The 24,011-nt window shown below is 42.7% G+C and carries 16 protein-coding genes and 3 pseudogenes; 9 read left to right on the plus strand and 10 right to left on the minus strand.

The window, feature by feature from the left end; all coding sequences use genetic code 11:
- The first annotated feature begins 171 nt into the window (after positions 1-171).
- Both AC6IZ0_RS09050 and AC6IZ0_RS09055 read left to right on the plus strand, forming a co-directional pair.
- Entirely contained in the window at positions 172-651 is a 480-nt protein-coding gene (locus AC6IZ0_RS09050) for a DUF8738 domain-containing protein (protein ID WP_497725843.1), read from the plus strand.
- A gap of 133 nt (positions 652-784) precedes the next feature.
- The gene (locus AC6IZ0_RS09055; protein WP_497725844.1) at positions 785-1,402 is read left to right on the plus strand and encodes a gamma-glutamylcyclotransferase family protein; all 618 of its coding nucleotides are present in this window, start codon (positions 785-787) and stop codon (positions 1,400-1,402) included.
- Between the two features lie 147 nt (positions 1,403-1,549).
- Here AC6IZ0_RS09055 and rbp read toward each other — a convergent pair whose 3' ends face one another.
- Complete coding sequence (gene rbp, locus AC6IZ0_RS09060) at positions 1,550-1,849, minus strand: RNA-binding regulator (RefSeq protein WP_497725845.1); 300 nt, start codon at positions 1,847-1,849, stop codon at positions 1,550-1,552.
- A gap of 449 nt (positions 1,850-2,298) precedes the next feature.
- On the opposite strand from rbp, the gene AC6IZ0_RS09065 reads away from it, so the two are divergent.
- Both AC6IZ0_RS09065 and AC6IZ0_RS09070 read left to right on the plus strand, forming a co-directional pair.
- Positions 2,299-3,582, plus strand: coding sequence for an FAD-binding oxidoreductase (locus AC6IZ0_RS09065; protein WP_497725846.1), 1,284 nt, complete (start codon positions 2,299-2,301; stop codon positions 3,580-3,582).
- Positions 3,583-3,638: 56 nt separating this feature from the next.
- Positions 3,639-4,994, plus strand: a complete 1,356-nt coding sequence (locus AC6IZ0_RS09070; RefSeq protein ID WP_497725847.1) for a (Fe-S)-binding protein — start codon at positions 3,639-3,641, stop codon at positions 4,992-4,994.
- A 68-nt stretch (positions 4,995-5,062) separates the two neighbouring features.
- Here AC6IZ0_RS09070 and AC6IZ0_RS09075 read toward each other — a convergent pair.
- Positions 5,063-6,497 (minus strand): annotated as a pseudogene (locus AC6IZ0_RS09075) (alkaline phosphatase PhoX).
- Positions 6,498-6,871: 374 nt separating this feature from the next.
- Between AC6IZ0_RS09075 and rpaA the strand changes: the two are divergent.
- Positions 6,872-7,615, plus strand: a complete 744-nt coding sequence (rpaA, locus tag AC6IZ0_RS09080; RefSeq protein ID WP_271732249.1) for a two component system response regulator RpaA — start codon at positions 6,872-6,874, stop codon at positions 7,613-7,615.
- A gap of 204 nt (positions 7,616-7,819) precedes the next feature.
- Here the strand turns inward: rpaA and AC6IZ0_RS09085 are convergent.
- The 5 genes and pseudogenes from AC6IZ0_RS09085 to AC6IZ0_RS09105 all read right to left on the minus strand — a co-directional run bounded on the left by AC6IZ0_RS09085 (position 7,820) and on the right by AC6IZ0_RS09105 (position 12,962).
- Positions 7,820-8,775, minus strand: a pseudogene (locus AC6IZ0_RS09085) (DNA polymerase III subunit delta').
- Positions 8,772-9,947 (minus strand): DNA double-strand break repair nuclease NurA, encoded by a 1,176-nt coding sequence (locus tag AC6IZ0_RS09090; RefSeq protein WP_497725848.1) that lies wholly within the window; start codon positions 9,945-9,947, stop codon positions 8,772-8,774. Before AC6IZ0_RS09090 ends, AC6IZ0_RS09085 begins: the two are co-directional and overlap by 4 nt.
- 277 nt (positions 9,948-10,224) lie before the next feature.
- Positions 10,225-11,010: an HAD family hydrolase gene (locus AC6IZ0_RS09095; RefSeq protein WP_497725849.1), complete on the minus strand. Its 786-nt coding sequence runs from the start codon at positions 11,008-11,010 to the stop codon at positions 10,225-10,227.
- Positions 11,011-11,090: 80 nt separating this feature from the next.
- Complete coding sequence (locus AC6IZ0_RS09100; RefSeq protein WP_497725850.1) at positions 11,091-11,942, minus strand: metal ABC transporter permease; 852 nt, start codon at positions 11,940-11,942, stop codon at positions 11,091-11,093.
- 268 nt (positions 11,943-12,210) lie between these two features.
- Positions 12,211-12,962: pseudogene (locus tag AC6IZ0_RS09105) on the minus strand (metal ABC transporter ATP-binding protein).
- Between the two features lie 87 nt (positions 12,963-13,049).
- On the opposite strand from AC6IZ0_RS09105, the gene AC6IZ0_RS09110 reads away from it, so the two are divergent.
- The 3 genes from AC6IZ0_RS09110 (at position 13,050) to hisS (ending at position 17,224) form a co-directional block, all read left to right on the plus strand.
- Complete coding sequence (locus tag AC6IZ0_RS09110; protein WP_497725851.1) at positions 13,050-14,012, plus strand: metal ABC transporter substrate-binding protein; 963 nt, start codon at positions 13,050-13,052, stop codon at positions 14,010-14,012.
- 280 nt (positions 14,013-14,292) lie between these two features.
- Complete coding sequence (locus AC6IZ0_RS09115) at positions 14,293-15,723, plus strand: aldehyde dehydrogenase family protein (RefSeq protein ID WP_497725852.1); 1,431 nt, start codon at positions 14,293-14,295, stop codon at positions 15,721-15,723.
- 88 nt (positions 15,724-15,811) lie between these two features.
- Positions 15,812-17,224 carry a histidine--tRNA ligase gene (gene hisS, locus AC6IZ0_RS09120; RefSeq protein ID WP_271732261.1) on the plus strand — a complete coding sequence of 471 codons (1,413 nt, stop codon included), beginning with the start codon at positions 15,812-15,814 and terminating at the stop codon, positions 17,222-17,224.
- A gap of 1,171 nt (positions 17,225-18,395) precedes the next feature.
- Here the strand turns inward: hisS and AC6IZ0_RS09125 are convergent.
- Entirely contained in the window at positions 18,396-21,857 is a 3,462-nt protein-coding gene (locus AC6IZ0_RS09125) for a DUF4347 domain-containing protein (RefSeq protein ID WP_497725853.1), read from the minus strand.
- A gap of 230 nt (positions 21,858-22,087) precedes the next feature.
- Between AC6IZ0_RS09125 and AC6IZ0_RS09130 the strand changes: the two genes are divergently transcribed.
- Positions 22,088-22,267, plus strand: coding sequence for a hypothetical protein (locus tag AC6IZ0_RS09130; RefSeq protein WP_497725854.1), 180 nt, complete (start codon positions 22,088-22,090; stop codon positions 22,265-22,267).
- Between the two features lie 214 nt (positions 22,268-22,481).
- On the opposite strand, the gene purU is transcribed toward AC6IZ0_RS09130, so the two are convergent.
- The gene (purU, locus tag AC6IZ0_RS09135) at positions 22,482-23,336 is read right to left on the minus strand and encodes a formyltetrahydrofolate deformylase (protein ID WP_497725855.1); all 855 of its coding nucleotides are present in this window, start codon (positions 23,334-23,336) and stop codon (positions 22,482-22,484) included.
- 60 nt (positions 23,337-23,396) lie between these two features.
- Positions 23,397-24,008: a DUF4340 domain-containing protein gene (locus AC6IZ0_RS09140; RefSeq protein ID WP_497725856.1), complete on the minus strand. Its 612-nt coding sequence runs from the start codon at positions 24,006-24,008 to the stop codon at positions 23,397-23,399.
- Positions 24,009-24,011: the final 3 nt, after the last annotated feature.

The following is a 24,011-nucleotide window of genomic DNA, read 5'->3' on the forward strand; positions in this document are numbered from 1 at the left end:
CATCATTTATGACCAGTCCATATGCAAATAAGTTGCATGATTTTTACCTGGTGAGAATAGCTGTATATTGCGTGCAGATATTTGTCATATCTGCTTTGGGAACTTTAGGGCTGGTGCTGCCATCGCTTGCCATAATAGACTAATAATAAATATTGGGGTTTGATCAGCACAATGACGCACAAGAATAATTATATTACCAATAAAGCCCGAATTATCACTGTGGTGATTTTAACCGGCATTTTTTCTCTGGGTAGCGGGTTGACAATCATTAACCGCGTTACTGCTGCGACCGTTGCTCCTCACCCACACAGCTACCCGGGTTCTTTACTTTTAGCAGCTACTGATACTCCCACAGATAACCAGGTGATGAATCTACCAGAGTCTGTCAAAAATGCAGTTTTACAAGCGGTCTCTGAAAATTTAGACTTACCAATTTCTCAACTCAAGATTATTCAAGCTCAACCACAAACATGGAATGATGGCTGTTTAAACCTAGCTGGTCCTGATGAATTCTGCACTCAGGCTTTAGTCCCAGGGTGGCGAGTAACTGTCGATGCTGTTGACCAAACCTTAGTTTATCACACTAATAGCACGGGTTCGTCCGTCAGGCTCAATCAAGAAGCCGGGAAAATTACCCAGGATTGCACTTAAATTTCAGCCTAATTCTCATATTAATTACTGGGTTTATCTACCCATAATTTTAAACTACGGTTTTTCTATCGGAATAAAGTTGTATCTTGAGGAAATTGATGATAAAATATTTATTAAATACTTCTGAAGATAGATGAGTCATCAAAGCGATCGCTCACACCATCGTTGGGTACAATCCCATGATCTGCCCCAGCCTCAGTTGAAACTGCAACAACAGGCACAAAAAGAGCCAATGTTTTACTATTTTGCCTATGGTTCTTGTATGTGTCCGGTAGACTTAAAGCGATCGCTGGGTGAAAATACCCATGATTATATTATCGGCCCAGCGGTGTTGAAAGGTTACCGCCTAGGGTTCTATTCCTATTCTCCCACCCGCAAGTGTGGGGTTTTAGATGTCTTACCAGACGACCAAGCTCATGTCAAAGGTGTCCTTTATCAACTACCCTGGCGCTTGAGTGTAAACTTAGATAAACGCGAAGGTGTTTCCCAAAGTTTATACCGTCGGGAAACAGTAGAGATTCATTCCCAAAATAATGTCTACAAAAATACGCGCACTTATATAGTGGTGAACAAGCTCCCAGAAGAACTCGCACCCAACGACTGGTATTCTACTGTTGTCTTGCGGGGTGCTGTTACCTGTGGATTACCAGAAGAATACTGCTGGAGTTTGTTTGAGCATATGTACAAATTACAACAGCTTTCCCAAGAACATCTGATCCAAGCTGCGGAGAAAGCGCTATTACGCGCTTAAACTCAAACTCCAGTCATGAATTTCCCACTTAGGTTAATGTTTTCACATCAAAACGGACTCGGTTTGAGTCCATTTTCATGTGTACGAAACCATGACCTTTTTTTTACTGCCGGTGTTTAGCAGTTAAAAAGGTATAATCTATTTGATCTAGTAACGGCTACGGAAATTACCGCCACCACGGTTACCACCAAAAGAACCCTTATCTTCTCTGGGTTTGGCTTTATTTACCTTCAGGGAGCGTCCCATCCATTCAGCACCATCAAGAGCTTCGATCGCAACGCTTTCTTCCTCATCTGTACCCATTTCTACAAACCCAAAACCCCGCGGTTGTCCTGTTTCGCGGTTAGTAGGCAGTTGTACCCGCTTTACAGAACCATATTCGGCAAATACTGCATTAAGTGCATCTTGTGTAACCTCATAAGATAGATTACCTACATAAACTGACATAAAATTTCTCCAAAATCGTAAGAGTGTAGAGATTTCGGTTTCGGAGAAAAGCCTGTAAATACCAAAAGGAAATAGCCCGTCAATAATAAAAACAAAATCTGATCACCGAATCAATTCTCTTCCCCCCACTATGACACAAAAAACAACCATTGGTGGAGTATGACAAAGATCGTAATAAAAAGTCACACAAGCAATTACTGCTTAAGTATCAGAGGATATTTAATAAGTTTTGAACAGGTAATTTTTATCTTTAAAAGTTATGATTAGTGTATCAAGTAGGGAACTTATAGATGTCGGTAGTTGAGCGAAGTCGAAACCACACACCCCCCAATACCCCCTGATATTGTTCCCTGCGAGTTCGCTTACGAAAACTTATAGATTTCGGTAGTTGAGCGAAGTCGAAACTTTGATAGATATTAAGATACGGAGACTAAAAACAAAAAAAACTGATGAACGCGATCGCCTCTTGTCTTGCATCTATCATCGAACAAACCGCCATCCATCCTTGGGAAAACCTCCCACCCAAACAGCAAAAACACATCCAACAGGCGATCTCATCCGCAAAACCCCCCAATTGTATCGTCTATCCCCGCACCCAAGGAGAACTAGCAGCAGTCATCGCCGAAGCCCACCATCAAAACTGGCGCGTCCTGCCGGTAGGAAAAACTAGTAAAATCAACTGGGGTGGTTTAGCCACAGATATTGACATCATAGTTAGTACAGCAAGCATCAACCAACTAATTGCCCACGCAGTCGGTGATTTAACCGTCACCGTAGAAGCAGGGATGCAATTTTGCCATCTCCAAGAAATTTTAGCCAAATCCCGCCAATTTATTGCCCTTGACCCCAGTCAACCGCAATTAGCAACCATAGGCGGTATAATCGCCACAGCTGATACCAACTCCCTCAGACAACGTTATGGGAGTGTCCGCGACCAGTTACTAGGTATTACCTTTGTCCGTGCTGATGGGGAAATTGCCAAAGCAGGGGGGCGAGTAGTGAAAAATGTTGCCGGATACGATTTAATGAAATTATTTACCGGTTCCTACAGCACATTAGGTGTTATTAGTCAAGTAACTTTAAGGGTATATCCATTACCCGCAGCATCCGCTACAGTGATGCTAACAGGTAAACCAGAAGCCATATCCCAAGCTGCAACCACCCTGCGTAATAGTGCTTTAACACCAACTCAAGCTGATTTGCTCTCCACACAACTAGTTTCTACCCTAGGTGAGAATCAGGGTATGGGACTAATCGCGCGCTTCCAAAGCATTAGTCAAAGTGTCCAAGAACAGTCACGTAGACTGTTAGCACTAGGCGAACAATTGGGTTTAAAAGGGACAATTTATATGGATGAACATGACGCTCATCTATGGCAAAGATTACGAGAAATAATGGATAAACCCGTCACAGATTCGGCAATTACCTGCAAAATAGGAGTATTACCTAGTGCATCTGTGGAGGTTTTGAGTCAAACAGGTATGGGTTTGATTCATCTGTCTAGTGGTTTGGGTCTGTGGCAATTGGAAGATAAAAATCAGGTTTTAAAAATGCGCGATCGCTGTCAGTCTCACAAGGGATTCTTGAGCATCTTAACAGCACCAAACACAGTTAAACAAGCCATAGATATTTGGGGATATACTGGTAATTCCTTGCATATGATGCGCCAAATTAAAAAACAGTTTGATAGTAAAAATATTTTCAGTCCGGGTCGGTTTGTGGGTGGGATTTAAGCAAACAACCACACAGCTACCAAAACACACCAGATAGAGAGGGAAAGAATTTAAATATGCAAGTTTCTGACAATTCCGCGAATCATACTACTAGGATTAAGAATTTAAAAAGTTTTGATATCAATCAGCCACCCGATCCCAAATTGATTGATAGTTGTGTACATTGTGGTTTTTGTCTGTCCACTTGTCCAAGTTATCGGGTGATTGGTAAAGAGATGGACTCACCCAGGGGACGCATCTACTTAATGGATGCAATTAACGAGGGTGAAATAGCTCTAAATACAGCCACAGTACAACATTTTGATTCTTGTTTAGGTTGTTTAGCTTGTGTAAGTACTTGTCCTTCCGGCGTGCAGTACGATAAATTAATATCCGCCACTCGTCACCAAGTAGAACGCAATTATAAGCGCAATTTACCAGATACCTTGATTCGTAAACTGATATTTTCCTTATTTCCTAATCCTGATTTATTACGGCTGTTTTTATTTCCCCTGCTAGTTTATCAAAAGTTGGGATTACCAAAATTAGTAAAAACTACAGGGTTACTCAAAAAACTATCTCCCCGTTTAGCAGCCATGGAATCAATTTTACCAAAAATTACCCTGCAATCCTTTCAAGATAACCTACCAGATATTATTCCCCCCCAAGGAGAAAAGCGTTACCGGGTAGGGGTAATTTTGGGATGTGTACAACGGTTATTCTTCTCCCCCATTAATGAGGCCACCGTGCGAGTATTAACCGCGAATGGTTGCGAAGTCGTAATTCCTAAATCTCAAGGTTGTTGTGCGGCGCTTCCAGAACATCAAGGACAAACCCAACAAGCCCAAAGTTTAGCAAAACAAATGATTGACAGTTTTGCCAATACCCATGTAGATTTTATCATTATCAATGCTGCAGGTTGTGGTCATACTTTAAAAGAATACGGTCACATCCTCCAAGATGACCCAGAATATCGAGACCAGGCGCAGGCTTTTGCTGCTAAAGTCAAAGATGCTCAAGAATTTTTAGTCAAAGTAGGATTGACAGCTAAATTATCCCCCTTAAGTGATCAGCCTTTAAATTTAGTTTATCAAGATGCCTGTCATTTACTCCATGGACAAAAGATTAGTGTGCAACCACGTCAATTATTACAACAAATTCCCGGCGTGAAACTAACCGAACCTATAGACGCAGCTTTGTGTTGTGGTAGTGCCGGCGTTTATAATATGCTGCAACCAGAGGTAGCTGAGGAGTTAGGTCAGCAAAAGGTACAGAATTTGTTAAATACAGGTGCACAGTTAATTGCTTCTGCTAATCCCGGTTGTACCTTGCAAATTACCAAGCATTTACAATTACAGGGTAAAACCATTTCAGTCATGCACCCCATGGAGTTACTAGATTATGCCATTCGGGGTGTGAAGTTAGGTTTTTAACCTGTGTATTTATGCAAAAAAAACTGGGTTTTCCCAGTTTTTTCTCTCATTTAAACACTACTTAATACTTATCTGCGACGATTCCATGGACCAAAAATAGCCAGTGTAATACCCGGAGACTGAATGTTGACAAACATCGTTCTACCGTCAGCAGAGAAGCAAGCGCCAGCAAACTCACTGCTACCGAGATTATTCATGGCAAATTGATAAACTTCACCTTTGCCGTTAACACCCACAATATAATCAGTACCACTACCATCCTCACATAAGAACAGGTCACCCCAAGGAGCAACAGTGATATTATCCGGAGCTTGTAAAAATTGACCACTCGGAGAAGCTTCAACTACTAAAGTTAACTCTTCTCTCGCCGGGTCATAAGCCCAAACTTGACCATTACCTCTGGCGTTAGCAGCATCAGATACAGGTGGACACCTTGAGAAGCAACAAAGTAAACCATTTGATTACCATACCAAGCGCCCTCACCCCGGAAGAAAATGGCAGCACCCTTGCTTTGAGCTTCGTAACGCACACCAACCCCAGCATCAGCATTCTCAGCATCTGGGTCGGGATTATCAATTTGCACCCATTCTACAGGCAATTTTTGACCAACCTTAACCTTTCCAGGTTCACCACCAAAATTAGGATTATTGATAGTATTGAGGGCAAAGTTTTCCGCACCTCTAACTTTTAAAGCATACAAACTACCACCTTGAGCCAAGTCCCCAGCCTTGGTAGGTCTAACATTAGGTACAAACCGATAGAAGCAGCTATCACCACGGTCTTCAGTTTCGTACACATAGCCAGTTCTGGGGTCCACAGCTATAACCTCATGGTTAAAGCGTCCCATGTCTATCAAGGGAACTGGGGTGACTAAACCGCTATTCGGGTCAGCTACAACCTCAAAGTTGTAACCGTGTCTGGCGGTTTCGGTCCCAGCAGTACCAGTGGTGTTAGTGCTTGTAGAAAAGGTTTCTTCACAAGTAACCCATGTCCGCCAGGGTGTCGGTCCACCTGCACAGTTACGAACAGTACCTGCTAAGGAGTTAAAGTTTGTGATGGGTCTGCGGTTTGCTCCCACTACAATCGTACTGGTTCCCCCTGAGCGCCCGTGGAGTAGCGATTATCACCACTCACAGGGTGGTTAGCGGAAGTACCCAGTTCATGGTTACAAACTAGAATTGTTGAGCCGTTAGCCCCAGAGTATGCAGCCATCCCGTCATGATTCGATGGTACTGTGAACCCGTCGCCCATTGGCTCACCAGTAAAATGGAAGGCCGTGTAGTTGAATGTCCGAGGGAGTTTTAAAATCGGTATGTTCTTAAAGTTATCAGGCAGTTCAGCTGTGTTTAAAGGTAGCTTGTCCTCCAGTTTTCCATAACCGGTGCTGTTGGGCATTTCACCACGGGCAACCCGGGCATAAAATGCTTCCAATGGTGACAGCATTGTCACGGTAGCTGCACTTGTGCCAGCTAAGGTTAAAAATTTACGTCTTGAGACTTGCATTGTGTTGTTCTTCTCTTTACCTAAATACGCGATCGCCCTGTACGCAGCAGCGCTTCTCTATCGCACTATCAGAACTTATTCGAGGAACATTAAGGTGGAATAATAACTAGTTTAATTTGCGGTTATATCAGGGAACAGGGTTGAACCCCCCCCCACAACGTTTTCCCTACACAGCATTTTCCAGGAATCGAGGCGAATTGTAGGCAGAAGAACACAACATATATAGGATTTAGAGTACTTTATTTCTGATGCCACCATCTTGTAATTTGACATTTATGTTAGATTTAAGTGTTTCTTATAATCAAGATAAAAATCTTTGTATCTGTCAAAGGTTCTTATTTATCCTTAATGAAGTAGTCATAAGTTATTAAATAATGCCGAGGATTCTTGTCATAGACGATGACGCAGCCATTTCAGAACTAGTGGCCGTCAATTTAGAGATGGCTGGCTACGATGTCAGCCAGGCGGAAGATGGTATCAAAGGTCAAGCGCTGGCGCTACAGCTACAACCTGACTTAATCATGCTTGACCTGATGTTACCCAGAGTAGACGGGTTTACAGTTTGCCAACGCCTACGGCGGGATGACCGCACGGCGGAAATTCCCGTCTTGATGCTGACGGCTTTAAGTCAAACTCATGACAAAGTGGAAGGCTTCAATGCGGGGGCGGATGATTACCTCACTAAGCCCTTTGAAGTTGAGGAGATGTTAGCACGGGTGCGGGCGTTATTGCGACGTACTGACCGCATCCCCCAAGCAGCAAAACATAGCGAAATTCTCAACTATGGGAATTTAACTCTGGTTCCAGAAAGATTTGAGGCCATATGGTTTAATCAAACAGTGAAACTCACTCATCTGGAATTTGAACTCCTGCACTGTTTGCTGCAACGCCACGGTCAGACAGTTTCCCCCAGCGAAATCTTGCGGGAGGTTTGGGGTTATGACCCAGATGATGATATTGAAACTATTCGGGTGCATATCCGCCACTTGAGAACTAAACTAGAACCAGATCCTCGTCACCCCCGCTATATTAAAACAGTGTATGGGGCAGGATATTGTTTAGAGTTACCCAGCTTACCTCAATCCAATGAGAGTGCTTCCGCATCAGTGATAGAGTGAAATTTATCCGGGATTTCACCCATCTGTAAAGTTATGTAACCTACTCTACGAACAGTTTCACATCAAGTTATTTACCCGTTGATATTTGGGGGGCATCTGATCAGCTAAAGTATGGAATAATTACAGGTGTGAATTAGGTATGCAAAAAGAACTTTTCTCAGGGGGAGAAGTCCCGATCTTGGATGCATCCACAAAAATGGGCGGTCATTCCATTCTTCGGGGAAGCATGGCTATAAATGTGCATTCCCAAACTAACCGCGGTTGGGCGTAACACAGTAAGAATTTACGAGTTTGTTCTAGTTGGTGCATGATTTGTGGTTGATGCCACTGTTGCCAGTAGGATTGTTGCAGATAATCCACTAACCATAGTTGTGCTTCTGTGTCTAACTCTTGGGCGATTTTCTTGGCTAATTCTAAAGCTTGGCGGTAAGATGATGGTCTTTTGCTCACATCTTGGAGTAAGGTTTCCGGAATTGCTTGTAATTGCTCATAAGATGCGATCGCACTACCCGGACTACCAGCAGCCATATTTAATAGCGCCTGATTTGCCAAAATTGCCCCATGTCCTGTTTGGGTCAAGACTTGAGTTAAGGACTGTGTATCCAACGGATAAAAGGGGATACGTTGACAGCGTGACACCAATGTGGGCAAAATAGACTCAGGGGATGGTGCAATTAAAATTATTGTCGCTTTTCCCGGTTCCTCCAAAGTTTTCAGCAACGCATTAGCAGCAGCTTCCGCCATTGTCTGGGCTGACTCAATAACCACCACGTTTCTGGGTGCGTCCCAGGGAGGACGGCTGAGAAATTCCCCAATTTCCCGGATCTGCTCTAGTCTGATTACCGGGGGAGCTTTGCGCTTAAGTTTTTTCTCCGCTGCTTCTGCGGCCGTGAATCTTTGCCCTTGGTATTGGTAAGTTGGTTCTACCCACCACAAGTCAGGATGATTACCTTGACGCAACCGATTTTGTAACGTAATCAAGTTAAGTGTTTCTACGTAAAAAAGTAGTTCCACAAAGCACCTAGCAGCCAAGCTTTTACCCACACCATCTATGCCCACAAATAAATAAGCCGGGGGACTCGGTCTTGTTTAACCCCTTGAGTAAGTAGTTCAATGGCTTGGGATTGTCCTAACACTGGGGCAAATAGGTCTGGTATCACGCAATACTGCCTCGTTTTCTAGCTTCTTTGTAGGAAGTTCCCACATTTCTCAAACCGGCTTTAATCATTTGTCTCTCTAAAAGAGCAAAAAAACGGGTTCTATCTCCTCCCCTGACTACTGCTTGATTATGGGCTTCTGCGATCGCTACAGGGTAGCCTTGGCCTTTCTGCACCTGGGACAGCATCAGCGCCAGCGCTTGGTTCAGCATACTTGTATCTTCAGCTACCCATGCAGGGAATTCTATCCGGGCAATTTCACTGCCTACATGGACGTGGCAAAAGTAAATTATTTGCTGCTCATAAAGTTCTAAAACCCGGTTATTACTACGCCATATCGGACCACGTTGTCCTGGTTGTAATGTCGTTCCCCATAAAGTAGTATCTCTCAAAGTGTCAAAAACTTGACAAGGAGATTTTTCCGCAGGGTCTGGACAATAACTTTTACAGTCGGGAACCTGATGGGGACAAGTCAATAATCTGAAAAAGTTGGTAGAATCAATGTGGCGAGAAGCGCTCAGATATCCTAACAGGGGAATTTTAGCCAGATGCAACTGTTGCCATGCTTCCAGGATTGGTGGTAAAATGCGATCGCGTGCATCTAAAGGTAACTGCTCTAAAAACCAGTAAATTAAAGAACCATCCACCATTGCTAAGGCCGGAGCTTCTCCTTTAGCTACACAAGCTAATTCCGCTAAAACTGTAGTTTCCGAAGCAGTGCGGCGATATCCCATCCACTCCTCAGTTTTAATTCCCCATTGCCGAGATATATATAAATCCTCCGGGCGATAAAATACTTCTGGTAAACTATCTAGCAGTGGTTGGCGGTTTTGCCCATAGTGTAACACTACTCTACCAATGTTCAACAAGTAACAGTAAGCAATTTCATGATGGTTGGGCGCAATTTGAGACCCGTCAGTAGCGATAACCGTATGCACTTTGGGGGGGACTAGAATATTAATGCGGGTTTCCAGGGGTTCCATGGGTGTAGCATTCGCAAACAGAATGCGATCGCGCCATCGTTGCTGAAGCTCTATCAACTCTTGCTGGGACTCATAAGCTTTTTGTAAATATTCTTGAGCTAATTCTAACCTCTGGCGACTTGCAGCAGCTTCTAAACTCAGATGTTGACTTAAACCCTGCATTTGTCGCGCTAATTTTGTAATATCTAGCATATAGCATTTCCCATGCTCGTGAGGTACAATTTTTTTTAGTTTGAGGGAACAGGGAACAGGGAACAGGGAATAGGGAACAGGGAATAGGGAATAGGTGTGTACTTCATGAGCCTGAAAAAGGCTATAAAATAACCTAGGTCTGGTTGGTTGTGTTAACCACCGTTATTCTATATTGCTATAAATTTATCGCACAATTTTTAGATTTACTCAATCATCTGTGAGTGGAAAAAATCACCACAGATGAACACAGATGATCATGCGCCTAGGGTTTGAGGCCTTATTGCCAGGCAGCAAAGTTTTTAGTAAACTGGGACAGGCTTAGTAGTCCGATTGTCGGATGAATTTGGGCTGCTTTCCTTTCTGTTTGGGTGTTATATCCCCAGTCTGCCAGAAAAAGTTCAACATCTTTCAAGTCCGTTTGCTGTTGCACCAATTGCAATGTTTTCAGCCTATCTTCTACAAACCACAGTTTAACCGGTTTCTCTGCAGCCTTACCAATTAATTCTCTCAAAGTTTCATATTTGGGTCGTTTAACTTCCTTACCGAAAATTACCCCCGGTGGTAGGTTCACCCCTTCCCTTGCTAATAACCGCTCAACAAAGCGTCCTTCTTTGGTAGTGACAATGTATATTTTTGTTTCACCGGCTAGGGTGATTTTCATTCTTTCCACTACGCCGGGGTAAAATCTATGCAGGTTTAGCCAACCTTCTAAATCAGTTTTGATCCATTCATCCCGCAAATTGTCAAGTTGCAGGGCAATTGTTTGGGATTGCAGACTATGCTCTAATAAAATCTGGGGGGTGATTTTCCCCCATTCCTGCAAAATTGAGGTTTCGGGAATTCCATCTATTAAGGCTTTGATTAAAACTGGCATTTCCCAACCCGTTTCAATCACTGGTCTGAGGCGATAGAATCTTAATGGTAAATCATCTGGGGGCGTGTTATCTACTGGAGACCAAATTTTACAATAGGTTCGCCATGCGACTTCAAAATACTCTATTAGTCCATCGCAAATTACTCCATCAAAGTCTAAGGCTAAAATTGTGGGACTGCTTCCGGTCATTTTGCTGGAAAATAAACTGCTTTTGTTAGATTAACGAAGAATTTTCAACTAAGCTGTAATTTTTGTCAGTATTTAATCATTTATGTATTTTTACGACTCATTCTTGACGTAAAAATCCCGTTTTTAGGACTAAACAGTAATGCTAACAAAAATAAGCCTGACGCTACTAAAACTATCGCCGGACCAGAGGGTAAATTAAAAAAGTAGCTGAGGTACATTCCGCTAATACTGGAAATACACCCAGCGAATGCGCCTAAAATCATAACTTGATGTAACCGGTTCACCAACAGGTAAGCAGTCGCTCCCGGTGTAATTAACAGTGCTAAGACTAGGATAACGCCTACAGTTTTCATACTAGCCACAATTGTCAGAGCAATCAGCACCATTAAGCCAAAGTTTAACCGATTTACTGGTAAACCCGCAGCTTGTGCCCCCAGCGGGTCAAAGGTGTAAAATAATAGTTCTTTATATAATAACAACACAACTATTAAAACTATAGCCGCAATCATGGCCGTGTCCCGCACCTCCTGGGATGTTACCCCCAGAATATTACCAAACAGAAAGTGACTCAGGTCGATTTTTTGGGTCTTTTGAATCACTGTAATTAAAGTGATCCCCGTGGCGAAAAATGCTGACAGGACTATACCCATGGCCGCATCTTCTTTGATGGGGGAGTGGCTTTTTATCCAGGTGATGGCGATTGTACTGATTACCCCGGCTATAAATGCCCCTAAATAAATGTTTGCTCCTAGTATAAAGGCGATCGCCAGTCCTGGCAAGACTGAATGACTGATAGCATCACCCAGTAATGCTAATCTTTGCACCATTAAGTAACTACCCACCACGGCACACAGCAAACCGACTATAATGGCGACCAGGAGCGATCGCTGCATGAAGGTATATTGTAGTGGCTCAATTAATGCTTCAATCATAGGTATTTAGGGTTTGCAACAGAAATTCTTTTCGTGGGGATAGGGAACAGGGAACAGGGAACAGGGAACACACCGAACAGTTTGAGCTATCCGTCACCCCTAAATTTTCCGATTTAATTTATTTAACCTAAAATGTCCACTTTTGATGGTAAAACCAGGAAAAACCCTGCACCGATTTTGTTTTTTAGCAATCTCAAACCTTTGATTTATATAGGTTTTAGATTTATTCAGCCAGTCCTATTTATACCAAACCAGAAATAGGGATAATTTAAGCAGCGTCATTAAAGTACATAACTTGACCACCATAGGCGCGATTCAGGTTTTCTGCTGTCAGAACTTGCTCTCGTACACCTGTAGCGATTAATTCCCGATTGAGTAAAATTAAATCATCAAAGTGAGTAATTGATTCGCCTAAATCGTGGTTAACCACTAAAACAATTTTACCAGCAGCGGCTAATTCCCGAAAGACAGTAAAAATCACAGCTTGGGTTTTTTGGTCAATCCCCGCTAGTGGTTCATCACAGCAGTATATATCTGCTTGCTGTGCCAAAGCACGGGCTAAAAATACTCTTTGTTGTTGTCCCCCAGATAATTCTCCTATGGGGCGATCGCAATATGCTAACATTCCTACCCGTTGGAGGGCGTTTTTAGTTTCCTGACGACTAACCGGGGAAAAGCTACGTAACCAACCCGTCTTTTTTACCCTTCCCATCATCGCCACATCCCACACTGTAGCAGGGTAACTCCAATCTATTTGATTCCGCTGGGGGATATATGCAACTTTTTCTAGTTGCTGGGTTAATAGTTTCTCTTTATACAAAACTCTGCCACTACTCAGGGGACTAACCCCAGCATGGCTTTCATTAACGTACTTTTACCAGCACCATTAGGACCAAAAATCCCCGTGATTCTCCCTGGTTTAATGATACAGTTAACATCTGTTAAAGCTGCTGCTGTGTGGTAATGCACCCCAACATGGGTAATATTAATACTCATAGTTCTCTGTTCCCTATTCCCTATTCCCTGTTCCCTTTGGTGAAAAAATGAAAAGAATATGAGAATAGTGTACCTTAAATATGAGAAGAAGATGAGAACAAGTGTAACTCAATGAAATCAACAGCTAGATTATTTTGCCCAGGTGTGGTAGGAGTATTGTTAGGGTTGGCCATAGGCGGATGTAACCAAATAGATAGTAACCGCGTCTCCGGGGAGATTGATGCACAACCGCGAGTAGTTGCAACTAATACTATTATTGCTGATTTGGCTGAGGTAGTCGGCGGAGAGGACATTGAGTTAATTAGTATTCTCCAAGCAGGTGTAGACCCCCATGTTTATGAACCGACACCAGCAGATGGCCGGGTTTTAGAAACGGCTGATTTAATCTTGTATAATGGCTATGATTTGGAACCCGGACTAATTAAGTTAATGAATGCGGTGGGTCAAAAAGCCCAGAAGGTAGCAGTGGGTGAAATCGTCTCAGCCTTGAAATTAGATCAAGGTGATGGTAAAATTATACCAGACCCCCATGTGTGGGGAAGTGCAGAAAATGCCATCGCCATGGTCAATATAATTCGGGATGAGTTGATTAAATTATCCCCCCCAGATGCACCAGAATTTACTCAAAGAGCATCTGAGTTAACCAATGAATTACAGCAATTACATAACTGGATTAATCAACAAATTCAAACTATCCCCCCAAATAACCGCCAACTGGTCACCACCCATGACGCTTTTCAATATTATACTCAAGCCTATGGCTTGGCGATCGCCGGGACATTAATCGGTGTGAGTACAGAAGAACAACCCAGCGCCCAAACAGTTGGGCGTTTAGTAGAGTCTATCAAAAACACCGGTGTACCCGCCATCTTTGCTGAGACTACAATCAACAAAGCCTTAATTACTACCGTTGCTCAAGAAGCCGGTGTAAAATTAGCACCAGGTAAATTATACTCTGATTCCATTGGTGCAAAAGGCAGTGATACCGATTCCTATATCAAAATGATGGTAGCTAATACTCGCACCATTGTAGAAGCATTGGGAGGTAAATACACACCATTTCAACTTAATTAATTCCATTTTTAACATATTTTTTTCTAAGTGGATGTTTGTCAAGTCATGATTAGTGTATCAACTATTGTTTAACCCCACCCTAACCCTCCCCTTGTCAGGGGAGGGGACTGGATTTTATTGTTTTTTGTGTGTTCCCCAATCCTTCCTATTCCCTGTTCCCTGTTCCCTGTTCCCTAAGATAAAAATTACCTGTTGAAAACTTATCAAACATCCTCTAAGTAACACATATGAGAGGTAACCTTGGCGATCGCTACTTAATTTAAACTTAAAAATTATACTAATGAATAAACCCATCGAAGTCCGTAACCCTCGAAATGGCAAATATGACTATGTAATTCTCCCCCCATCTCCTAGATTATTATCACACCAGTGCCAGCGCGCTCGCAGAGCGCAAACTCGCTGGTATCACATCGGTTTAGAAGCCAGAATTGAGGCCTTACAGACATGGAAACAAGCAATAGTCTCTGGTCAGGAACAGCTGACACAGGCTTTAGTAACTGATACCGGGAGACTGTCCACCTCAATATTAGAAATAAACACTTTCCTAGATAATATTGACCGTTGGTGTGAGTTAAGCCCAGAACTACTACGAGACTGGGCTAAAAATACAACCATCCCATTTATCGCCCTAGAACAAACATCAGTACCTTACCCCTTAGTGGGGGTAATTAGCACCTGGAACCTACCCCTATTGCTATCTACAATCAACACCATTCCCGCATTAATAGCAGGTTGTGCCGTCATTGTCAAACCTAGCGAGATTTCACCCCGCTTCGTCGCCCCCCTGATTACAGCTCTCAAGACTGTACCAGACTTGCGTGATGTGTTAAGTTTTGTCGAAGGAGGAGGAGAAACAGGCGCTAACCTCATAGACAACGTAGATTTAGTTTGCTTTTCCGGGAGTCTAACCACAGGGAGAAAAGTAGCTCAGGCCGCAGCTCAACGCCTCATTCCCGCCTATTTAGAATTAGGGGGAAAAGACCCAGCCATTGTTTTAGAATCAGCCAATCTGGAATTAGCCACCCGTGCTATTTTGTGGGGTTCAGTATTCAACGCTGGACAGTCATTTGTTTCCATTCAAAGAATTTATGTAGCCCAATCAATATTTGAAAAGTTTTATCATCAACTCATAGCAAAAGCTATTACTTTACACTTAGCCTATCCCCACCTTGACAGTGGAGAAATTGGCCCTATCATCACCGAAAAACAAGCCGCAATTATCAACCACCATCTAATAGATGCAATAGAAAAGGGAGCATTAATACATTGTGGCGGTAAGGTAGAACAATTAGGCGGGGGTTGGTGGTGTCGTCCCACCGTGATTACTCAAGTCAACCATTCTATGAAGCTCATGACAGATCCAACTTTTGGCCCCATTATGCCAGTAATGCCATTTACCACCCTTGAGGAAGCGGTATACTTAGCAAATGATTCTATATATGGACAAAGCGCAGCCGTGTTTGCACTCTCCCAGGAGGAAGCTTTAGCCGTGGGGAGACTTGATGCTGGTGCTATTAGTATTAATGATGCTGCTTTGACTGCTATTGTGTCTGAGGGAGAAAAAAATTCTTTTAAATTCTCCGGTCTGGGAGGTTCACCCCTGGGACGAGGGTTAATTCAACGCTTCCTCAGAAAAAAAGCATTTTTGATCAAAACTAACTCCAGTCCCGACCCTTGGTGGTTTGATCACAGTTTGGGCGATTTACACTAATCCACAATGGCTCTGCATTTTATTGATCTCAGAAGCGTTATAATTTAATTTCTTAATTTCCCAATCTGATATTTAACAAGGTGTAAATATGGCCAAAAGTGACAAAATTAACTTTTCTACCCCCAGCGGATTCCCCGAATTTCTTCCCAGCGAAAAACGCTTGGAATTATATTTGTTAGACCACATTCGCCGCGTATTTGAAAGTTATGGCTTTACTCCCATTGAAACCCCCGCAGTCGAACGTTTAGAAGTTTTACAAGCCAAGGGCAATCAAGGAGATAATATTATCTATGGCATTGACCCTATATTACCACCAAATCTGCAAGCTCAAAAGGAAAAATCCGGGGAAACAGGTTCAGAAGCTAGAGCTTTAAAATTTGACCAAACTGTACCCCTAGCTGCTTACATTGCGCGTCACCTCAATGAATTAACTTTTCCTTTTGCACGTTACCAAATGGATGTAGTCTTTCGGGGTGAACGCGCCAAAGATGGGCGCTTTCGTCAGTTCCGCCAGTGTGATATTGATGTAGTGGCTCGTCGTGAACTCAGCTTACTCTATGATGCTCAAATGCCCGCAATTATTAGCGAAATCTTTGAAAAAATTAATATTGGTGATTTTCTGATTCGCATCAATAATCGCAAGGTGCTTACAGGCTTTTTTCAATCTGTGGGTATTCCTGAAAATAAAATTAAATCCTGTATTAGTATAATTGACAATCTAGAAAAAATTGGTCAACCTAAAGTTAAGCAAGCTTTGGCAGCAGAAGGCATTAATACCGAACATACACAAAAAATTATTGATTTTATTAATATTCATGGTTCCGTTGATCAGGTTTTAGATAAGCTCAAGCATCTGGCCGAAAATCTCCCAGAAGCCCAGGTATTTAATTTGGGAGTGACGGAGTTAGCAACTGTCATTGCAGGTGTGCGTAATTTAGGAGTCTCAGAAAATCGGTTTTGTATTGACTTATCTATTGCACGTGGTCTTGATTATTATACCGGAACCGTTTACGAAACAACTTTGTTAGGTCATGAAGCTTTAGGTAGTATTTGCTCAGGCGGTAGATATGAGGAATTAGTGGGAACTTTTTTAGGCGAAAAAATGCCCGGTGTGGGTATTTCTATCGGCTTAACTCGTTTAATTAGTCGCTTACTTAAAGCTGGTATTCTCAATACTTTATCTCCCACACCAGCCCAAGTGATGGTCGTAAATATGCAAGCAGACTTAATGCCTACTTATTTAAATGTATCTCAAAACCTGCGCCGCGCAGGAATTAATGTAGTAACTAATTTTGAGCAGCGCCCTTTAGGTAAACAATTCCAACTTGCTGATAAACAAAGAATTCAATTTTGTGTAATCATTGGCTCCGAGGAAGCTAAAGCCCAAAAGTCATCTCTCAAAGATTTAAAATCCGGCGAACAAGTCGAAGTCACCCTAGATAACTTAGCACAAGAAATTAAAAACCGGTTAACTAGCGTAGTAAGCTCCCCAACTTCTTAGATAATTCCCATAATCTCATATAACCTGTCCACAAGTCGGGGATCTGTGCGACTCGAAAATCATGTATTTGATTATCTTGACCAAATGCGATAACCCAAGCGCTGCAGCAAGCAGTTCGCCAAGCGCGGCTGCAAACAGATCGCGTAACACACAGGAAATTTACCCAGATATCATAAATATTGAACCTAGTACCGGCGAAATAATTTAACACCCAGTCGGATTTATCCGACTTTAGCTATCAGACAGGGGTTTCTAACCCCCGACTCCCGGTTGTCGTAGCTCTTAAAAAGCCTGACCCGTCAACCGTCAACAAAATCTTGAATATAGAGGAAATACCTTTTCTAGCTAGAGAAATTCAAAAAACCCGCCGGGGTGCTGATAATTTTTCCCAGATTTTTTGATACTCCTGTTTAATTTCATCAGCTAAATTCAGGATTGAAACTTAATGTTATTTTGTACATTTACAATAAATCCGCCGCATTCAAACTTAACAAATCTTAACATTAATTTTTGTAAATATAACTGTCAAATTAATCAATATATTAATATTTGTAAACATAATTTTTAAATTAATCAATCCCCTTCGCCGCATTCAAACTTAACAAATCTTAACATTAATATTTGTAAATATAGCTGTCAAATTAATCAACCCCCTTCAGAGAATTAAAATGAGTTAAAATTCTTCCTTTTCACCTTCATTCTGATATATTTTCACTTTATTTTCACACTAATTTCCGCGATTAAAACCTGTTCAAACCGGACTTATTTTCAGTAAATATTTATACCTTTAAAATAATCATCCCCTTCGCCGAATTAAAACAAAAACAGTGCAAGTATGCGCCTACTTAACATTCTGCCTTCAAATTAATCATCCCCCTCGCAAAATTAAAATTCCCCATTTTCACCTTCACCGTGATATATTTTCCCCTCATTTTCACACCAATTCCCACCATTAAAACCTGTTCAAACCCGCGTTATTTACTGTAAATATTTATACTATCAAACTAATCATCGCCTTCCCCAGATTAAAACAAATAGTATAAATAGTAACAATACTCTCAAACAATGCTTTCAAATTAATCAATCCCCTTCCCCAGATTAAAACCCTCAACCCTCAACCCTCAACCCTCAACAGTCAACCCTCAACAGTCAACCCTCAACAGTTACTTATTTACCCCAGTACCCCGGAAATAAAAGCATTAATTTCCGCTCCTGTGTTTCTCGGTCCTGTGAGTTCAGTGGTAAACAGATTAAAGGAACTTTGTAAAATCGCATTGACGTTAGGGTTATTCCTCAGTAATAAACCTTGGGTCATTAAGAAAATATCCCCCCCAGTCACTTGACCATTATTATCAACGTCAAAGGCTAACCTGTTGACCCCATTAGTAATCGCACTCTTCAAAGCAGCACCTGTAGTGTTTGTAGCTCCCACGGTTTCACTGCTAAAGAGATTAAAAGAGCTTTGCAGAATCGCATCCACATTAGGATTATTCCGTAACAGCAGATATTGGCTAATAAAGAATAAATCAGCACCAGTCACCCTACCGTTACCATCAATATCGGCGGACAGTCCACTGACTATGACAGAAGGTACTCCCAATACATCCACATTGGGGTTACCACTGCTAGCAGCAAAGTTAACTGTACTTTCTCCATCAAACCCCGCTGTGGTGGTAAAAGGAATATTCAGAAACAGGTTATCACTGTCAGTGGATTGAAGCGAGCTGATAGTTAGAATCAATTCTTTATCACTGTTGGGGTCATTATCAGCATCTGTTGCGTCATCAAGAATAATTTTGCCGACTACAGTCCCTGCCGAACTGGACAAATTAACATCCCCAGTGTTAATATTCAGTTCAGAACTATCAAAGTAAATTGAAAATCCTGCAAAGGATATCTGAGAATCGTTAAAGTTATCCACACGATAGTTTAACGTGATCTCTCCCCCTCCTGGTGTAACATTGCTACTTTCAGGAGCGATCGCCAGTTGAGGGGGATTTATTAAGTCATCATTTTGAATTGTCGCGGTAGCAGCAGCAGTGGTAATAGTGGCGTTACTGGGGTTAGATAAGGTAACGGCAAACGTTTCATCCGGTTCTACCACCGTATCACCTTGTACATTCACTGTAATTACTTGGGATGTTTCCGTTGCTGCAAAAGTGACTGTACCTAAGGGGAATACTCCACCTGCAAAGTCAGCGGCGTTAGCGGGGTTGGTTCCTGTACCTGTAACCGCCCAGTTAGCTGTGCTTGTACGTGTGGTGTCCCCTGTGCGAGTAACTGTGAAGCTGAAGGGGGTAGTACCTTCGTTACCTTCTGATTGTATGGCGTTGGTGGGCGCTATTATCCCTATAGATGGTTCAGTAGTAAACTCACTCACATCGATGATTTGCAATCCTGCACTACCATCAGCCACATAAGCATAGTTCCCCACTACTTGTACACCCAAAGCAGAGCCAGAGGTATTGTAAACCCCCGTGCGGGTGGGGTTAGCTGGGTTCCTGATATCGATGATTTGCAATCCTGCACTACCATCAGCCACATAGGCGTAGTCCCCCACTACTTCTACACCCAAAGCAGAGCCAGAGGTATTGTAAACCCCCGTGAGGGTGGGGTTAGCTGGGTTCCTGATATCGATGATTTGCAATCCTGCACCCTCATCAGCCACATAGGCGTAGTCCCCCACTACTTGTACACCCAAAGCAGAGCCAGAGGTATCGTAAACCCCCGTGCGGGTGGGGTTAGCTGGGTTCCTGATATCGATGATTTGCAATCCTGTACTACCATCAGCCACATAGGCGTAGTCCCCCACTACTTGTACACCCAAAGCAGAGCCAGAGGTATCGTAAACCCCCGTGCGGGTGGGGTTAGCTGGGTCACTGATATCGATGATTTGCAATCCTGTACTACCATCAGCCACATAGGCGTAGTCCCCCACTACTTGTACACCCAAAGCAGAGCCAGAGGTATCGTAAACCCCCGTGCGGGTGGGGTTAGCGGGGTTGCTGATATCGATGATTTGCAATCCTGTACTACCATCAGCCACATAGGCATAGTTCCCCACTACTTGTACACCCAAAGCAGAGCCAGAGGTATCGTAAACCCCCGTGCGGGTGGGGTTGGCTGGGTCACTGATATCGATGATTTGCAATCCTGCATCCAAATCAGCCAAATAGGCGTATATCCCCACTACTTCTACACCATAAGCCAAGCCAGAGGTATCGTAAACGCGAGTGAGGGTGGAGAATTCGGGGTTGCTGATATTGATGATTTGCAATCCTGTACCCTCATCAGCCACATAGGCGTAGTCCCCCACTACTTGTACACCCAAAGCCAAGCCAGAGGTATCGTAAACCCCCGTGCGGGTGGGGTTAGCGGAGTTCCTGATATCGATGATTTGCAATCCTGCACTACCATCAGCCACATAGGCGTAGTCCCCCACTACTTCTACACCATAAGCCAAGCCAGAGGTATCGTAAACGCCCGTGCGGGTGGGGACTGCGGGGAAGCTGATATCGATGATTTGCAATCCTGCACTACCATCAGCCACATAGGCGTAGTCCCCCACTACTTGTACAGCTCTAGCAAAGCCAGAGGTATTGTAACCGCCGGTGAGGGTGGGGTTAGCGGGGTCACTGATATCGATGATTTGCAATCCTGCATCCAAATCAGCCACATAGGCGTAGTCCCCCACTACTTGTACAGATCTAGCCAAGCCAGAGGTATTGTAAACGCCGGTGGGGGTGGGGTTAGCTGGGTTACTGATATTGATGATTTGCAATCCTGCACTACCATCAGCCACATAGGCGTAGTCCCCCACTACTTCTACACCATAAGCCAAGCCAGAGGTATTGTAAACGCTAGTGAGGGTGGGGCTGGCTGGGTTCCTGATATCGATGATTTGCAATCCTGCATCCAAATCAGCCACATAGGCGTAGTCCCCCACTACTTCTACACCCCAAGCATCGCCAGACGTATTGTAACCGCCCCTGCGGGTGGGGCTGGCTGGGTCACTGATATCGATGATTTCTAAAGTATCTCCCACTGCGTAAGCATAGTCACCTACCACTGTAACAGCACGGGCATAGCTCAACCAATCCCATTTCCCTACTAAGGTAGGAGCCAATACCCCCATATAATTCTTCAATGTCGCAACACTCAAAGGTACTGACACCAATCCATCACCTAGCTCCAAATCCCAATTACCCCCCAGGGTAGGATGACCGGTTTTACTAGTGGAAGCACTAATAACACTTTGGGTTAGCTGCTGTAACTTCTGGATAAATTCCGCCCCTGCATCCCCCGCAGCCACTTCACACCCATAGAGACAGATATGGCGACTTGACCACTGCCCTAACTGTGGTTGGTATACGTTAAGATTCTTTAAGTTAACTTGACTATTACCTAAATATAGACATCCCGGCGCACCGTGAGAAATGATGTGGAGAGTGTCACAGTGGGGATGCTGTGCTAAAAATCTTGTAATTTGAGTTATACCATCCTCATCAGGATTGAGGATAACAGTGGTTATACCTGGTATAACACCCGCAGCGAGGGTTTGATAGTCGGATACAGTGGAATCAATAAATACAATAGCCACGGGGGTAAGGGTGTTATGGGTAGTAGATAGCATGGGGAATGGCGGGGGTGTAAAAATTCAGGTTTTGAACTGGCTTAATTACGCTTCATAGTACAAAAAATACCATAATTAATTTAATTTTAAATAATGTAATTAATTTTTTATAAAGCCTTTTTCAGTCTCATGAAGTACACACCAATTCCCAATTCCCAATTCCCAATTCCCAATTCCGGTGTTCCGGTGTTCCCTCAAACTAAAAAAAATGTACCTCACGAGCATGGGAAATGCTATATTTAAATATCAATGATACTATTGAGGTAATTTTGTCATCTATCCTAGGGCAGATATTTGACAAGATAAATCATCTTAATATCCAATCAAGTCGATCGCCGTTAGTTGTGGTTATTAATGTGAGGATTAATACCTATGGTTTGAGGGGCGATCGCCCTTACTTTTATTATTAATGTGATAATTAATACCCAGTCGGATTTATCCGACTTTAGCTATTAGACAGGGGTTTCTAACCCCAGGCTCCCGGTGCTCTAGACTGCTGCGGTTTCACCAGCGATCGCACCACCAGCGAAATAACCCAGAGTCCTCAATGCATAAATATTACAGTAATTCGCGGATAGCTGGGTAATCTATCCCAGTCAACCCTCAACCCTCAACCAATAATCATCACTCAAATACCACCGTCCTATTAGAATAGACCAATACCCGATTTTGCAGATGTAACCGTACCGCTCTAGCTAAAACCACCCTTTCTAAATCTTTACCCTTCCTAATTAAATCCTCAACCTCATCCCGGTGACTAACTCGCACCACATCCTGCTCAATAATCGGACCCGCATCTAAATCAGGTGTAGCATAGTGAGCAGTAGCACCAATAATTTTTACCCCACGTTCAAAAGCTCGGTGATAGGGATTTGCACCCACAAAAACCGGTAAAAATGAATGATGAATATTGATAATTTGGGGAAACCCAGCCACAAAATCAGCACTAACAATCTGCATATATTTAGCTAAAACTACCAAATCAATCTTATATTTCTGTAGTAGTTCTAGCTGTTGGGCTTCCTGTTCCGCCTTATTATCTTTAGTAATAGGAATATGATAAAAATCAATACCAAATTGCTCTGCTACTTCCTTAAGTTGACCATGGTTACTAATAATTAAGGGAATCTCAGCAGCGAACTCCTTAGCTCTTTGTCGCCAAATTAAATCAAATAAACAATGGTCTTGCCGACTCACCCATATAGCAATACGTGGTATAGTATCAGAAAAATGTAATTGCCATTTAGCATTTAAAGGTTGAGCGATCGCATTAAATGCAGGGCCAATCAGTTCTCGTGGTAAATTAAATCCCTCTAACTGCCATTCTATCCGGGTCAGAAATAATCCAGCCGAAAAGTCCGTATGTTGGTCTGCATGGATAATATTACCACCATTAGCATAGATAAAGTTGGCAAATTTGGCAACTAGTCCTCTCTGGTCAGGACAGGAAATAAGTAAAGTGGCGGTGGGTTGGGTCATGTACTAGGTTGATGTTTAATTTTTCTGTCGCTGCTTTTTATGTTTTAATGTGGCGATCGCCTAATTTTTAATAAGTTCATCTTCTGAGTTTGTTTGACCCTCACTATTATATTTTGGTTCTTGCCATTCTGAAACTTCCCGATTTACAGCATTTTGAAAATCTGTGGACACAAGTATGACATTTATCTTACCATTTTCTTCTTGATTCTCCTCAGTTTGAGCATATAAAAAACGACTGTTAAAGTCAGGGTTACCTAAAATTAGTTGGTGTGTCTTCTGGTTTTTCAACTTAATATTAATCCTGGCCAAGGGTTGACTAAAACCAAATTCCTCTAATTCATTAGGTGTAACTTCTAATGTGCGATCGCTTTCACCATTAACTAATAAATTCGTTAAGTAAGCAACGATCGCATCATTAGCTGGTTCTGTAGAGGGAGATGTTAACAACCATTGCGGTTGTGTTGATGGGGTGTGGCGTTCTAAGCTGACGGTGACATCTTGTTTCTGAATGGTCAAAGATTCTATATCATCTTCTGTAAAGGTAAAAATTTGCTGCTTTTGCGCCTGTAATTGTTCTCCCTGGGTTCTACCTTGGATTTCATAGAAATAGACAAAACCACCCAAACCCAGAGCCAGAAACATTAAAACTAAAGTTGTGCGTGGTAATTTCATATG

It is taken from the genome of Anabaenopsis sp. NIES-4685 (assembly GCF_059725405.1).

Excerpts from the sequence above, each read along its gene's own strand:
- AC6IZ0_RS09050 (WP_497725843.1), top strand. The coding sequence starts at position 172 with ATGACGCACAAGAATAATTATATTACCAATAAAGCCCGAATTATCACT.
- AC6IZ0_RS09055 (WP_497725844.1), top strand. The coding sequence starts at position 785 with ATGAGTCATCAAAGCGATCGCTCACACCATCGTTGGGTACAATCCCAT.
- rbp (WP_497725845.1), bottom strand. The coding sequence starts at position 1,849 with ATGTCAGTTTATGTAGGTAATCTATCTTATGAGGTTACACAAGATGCA.
- AC6IZ0_RS09065 (WP_497725846.1), top strand. The coding sequence starts at position 2,299 with ATGAACGCGATCGCCTCTTGTCTTGCATCTATCATCGAACAAACCGCC.
- AC6IZ0_RS09070 (WP_497725847.1), top strand. The coding sequence starts at position 3,639 with ATGCAAGTTTCTGACAATTCCGCGAATCATACTACTAGGATTAAGAAT.
- rpaA (WP_271732249.1), top strand. The coding sequence starts at position 6,872 with ATGCCGAGGATTCTTGTCATAGACGATGACGCAGCCATTTCAGAACTA.
- AC6IZ0_RS09090 (WP_497725848.1), bottom strand. The coding sequence starts at position 9,947 with ATGCTAGATATTACAAAATTAGCGCGACAAATGCAGGGTTTAAGTCAA.
- AC6IZ0_RS09095 (WP_497725849.1), bottom strand. The coding sequence starts at position 11,010 with ATGACCGGAAGCAGTCCCACAATTTTAGCCTTAGACTTTGATGGAGTA.
- AC6IZ0_RS09100 (WP_497725850.1), bottom strand. The coding sequence starts at position 11,942 with ATGATTGAAGCATTAATTGAGCCACTACAATATACCTTCATGCAGCGA.
- AC6IZ0_RS09110 (WP_497725851.1), top strand. The coding sequence starts at position 13,050 with ATGAAATCAACAGCTAGATTATTTTGCCCAGGTGTGGTAGGAGTATTG.
- AC6IZ0_RS09115 (WP_497725852.1), top strand. The coding sequence starts at position 14,293 with ATGAATAAACCCATCGAAGTCCGTAACCCTCGAAATGGCAAATATGAC.
- hisS (WP_271732261.1), top strand. The coding sequence starts at position 15,812 with ATGGCCAAAAGTGACAAAATTAACTTTTCTACCCCCAGCGGATTCCCC.
- AC6IZ0_RS09125 (WP_497725853.1), bottom strand. The coding sequence starts at position 21,857 with ATGCTATCTACTACCCATAACACCCTTACCCCCGTGGCTATTGTATTT.
- AC6IZ0_RS09130 (WP_497725854.1), top strand. The coding sequence starts at position 22,088 with ATGCTATATTTAAATATCAATGATACTATTGAGGTAATTTTGTCATCT.
- purU (WP_497725855.1), bottom strand. The coding sequence starts at position 23,336 with ATGACCCAACCCACCGCCACTTTACTTATTTCCTGTCCTGACCAGAGA.
- AC6IZ0_RS09140 (WP_497725856.1), bottom strand. The coding sequence starts at position 24,008 with ATGAAATTACCACGCACAACTTTAGTTTTAATGTTTCTGGCTCTGGGT.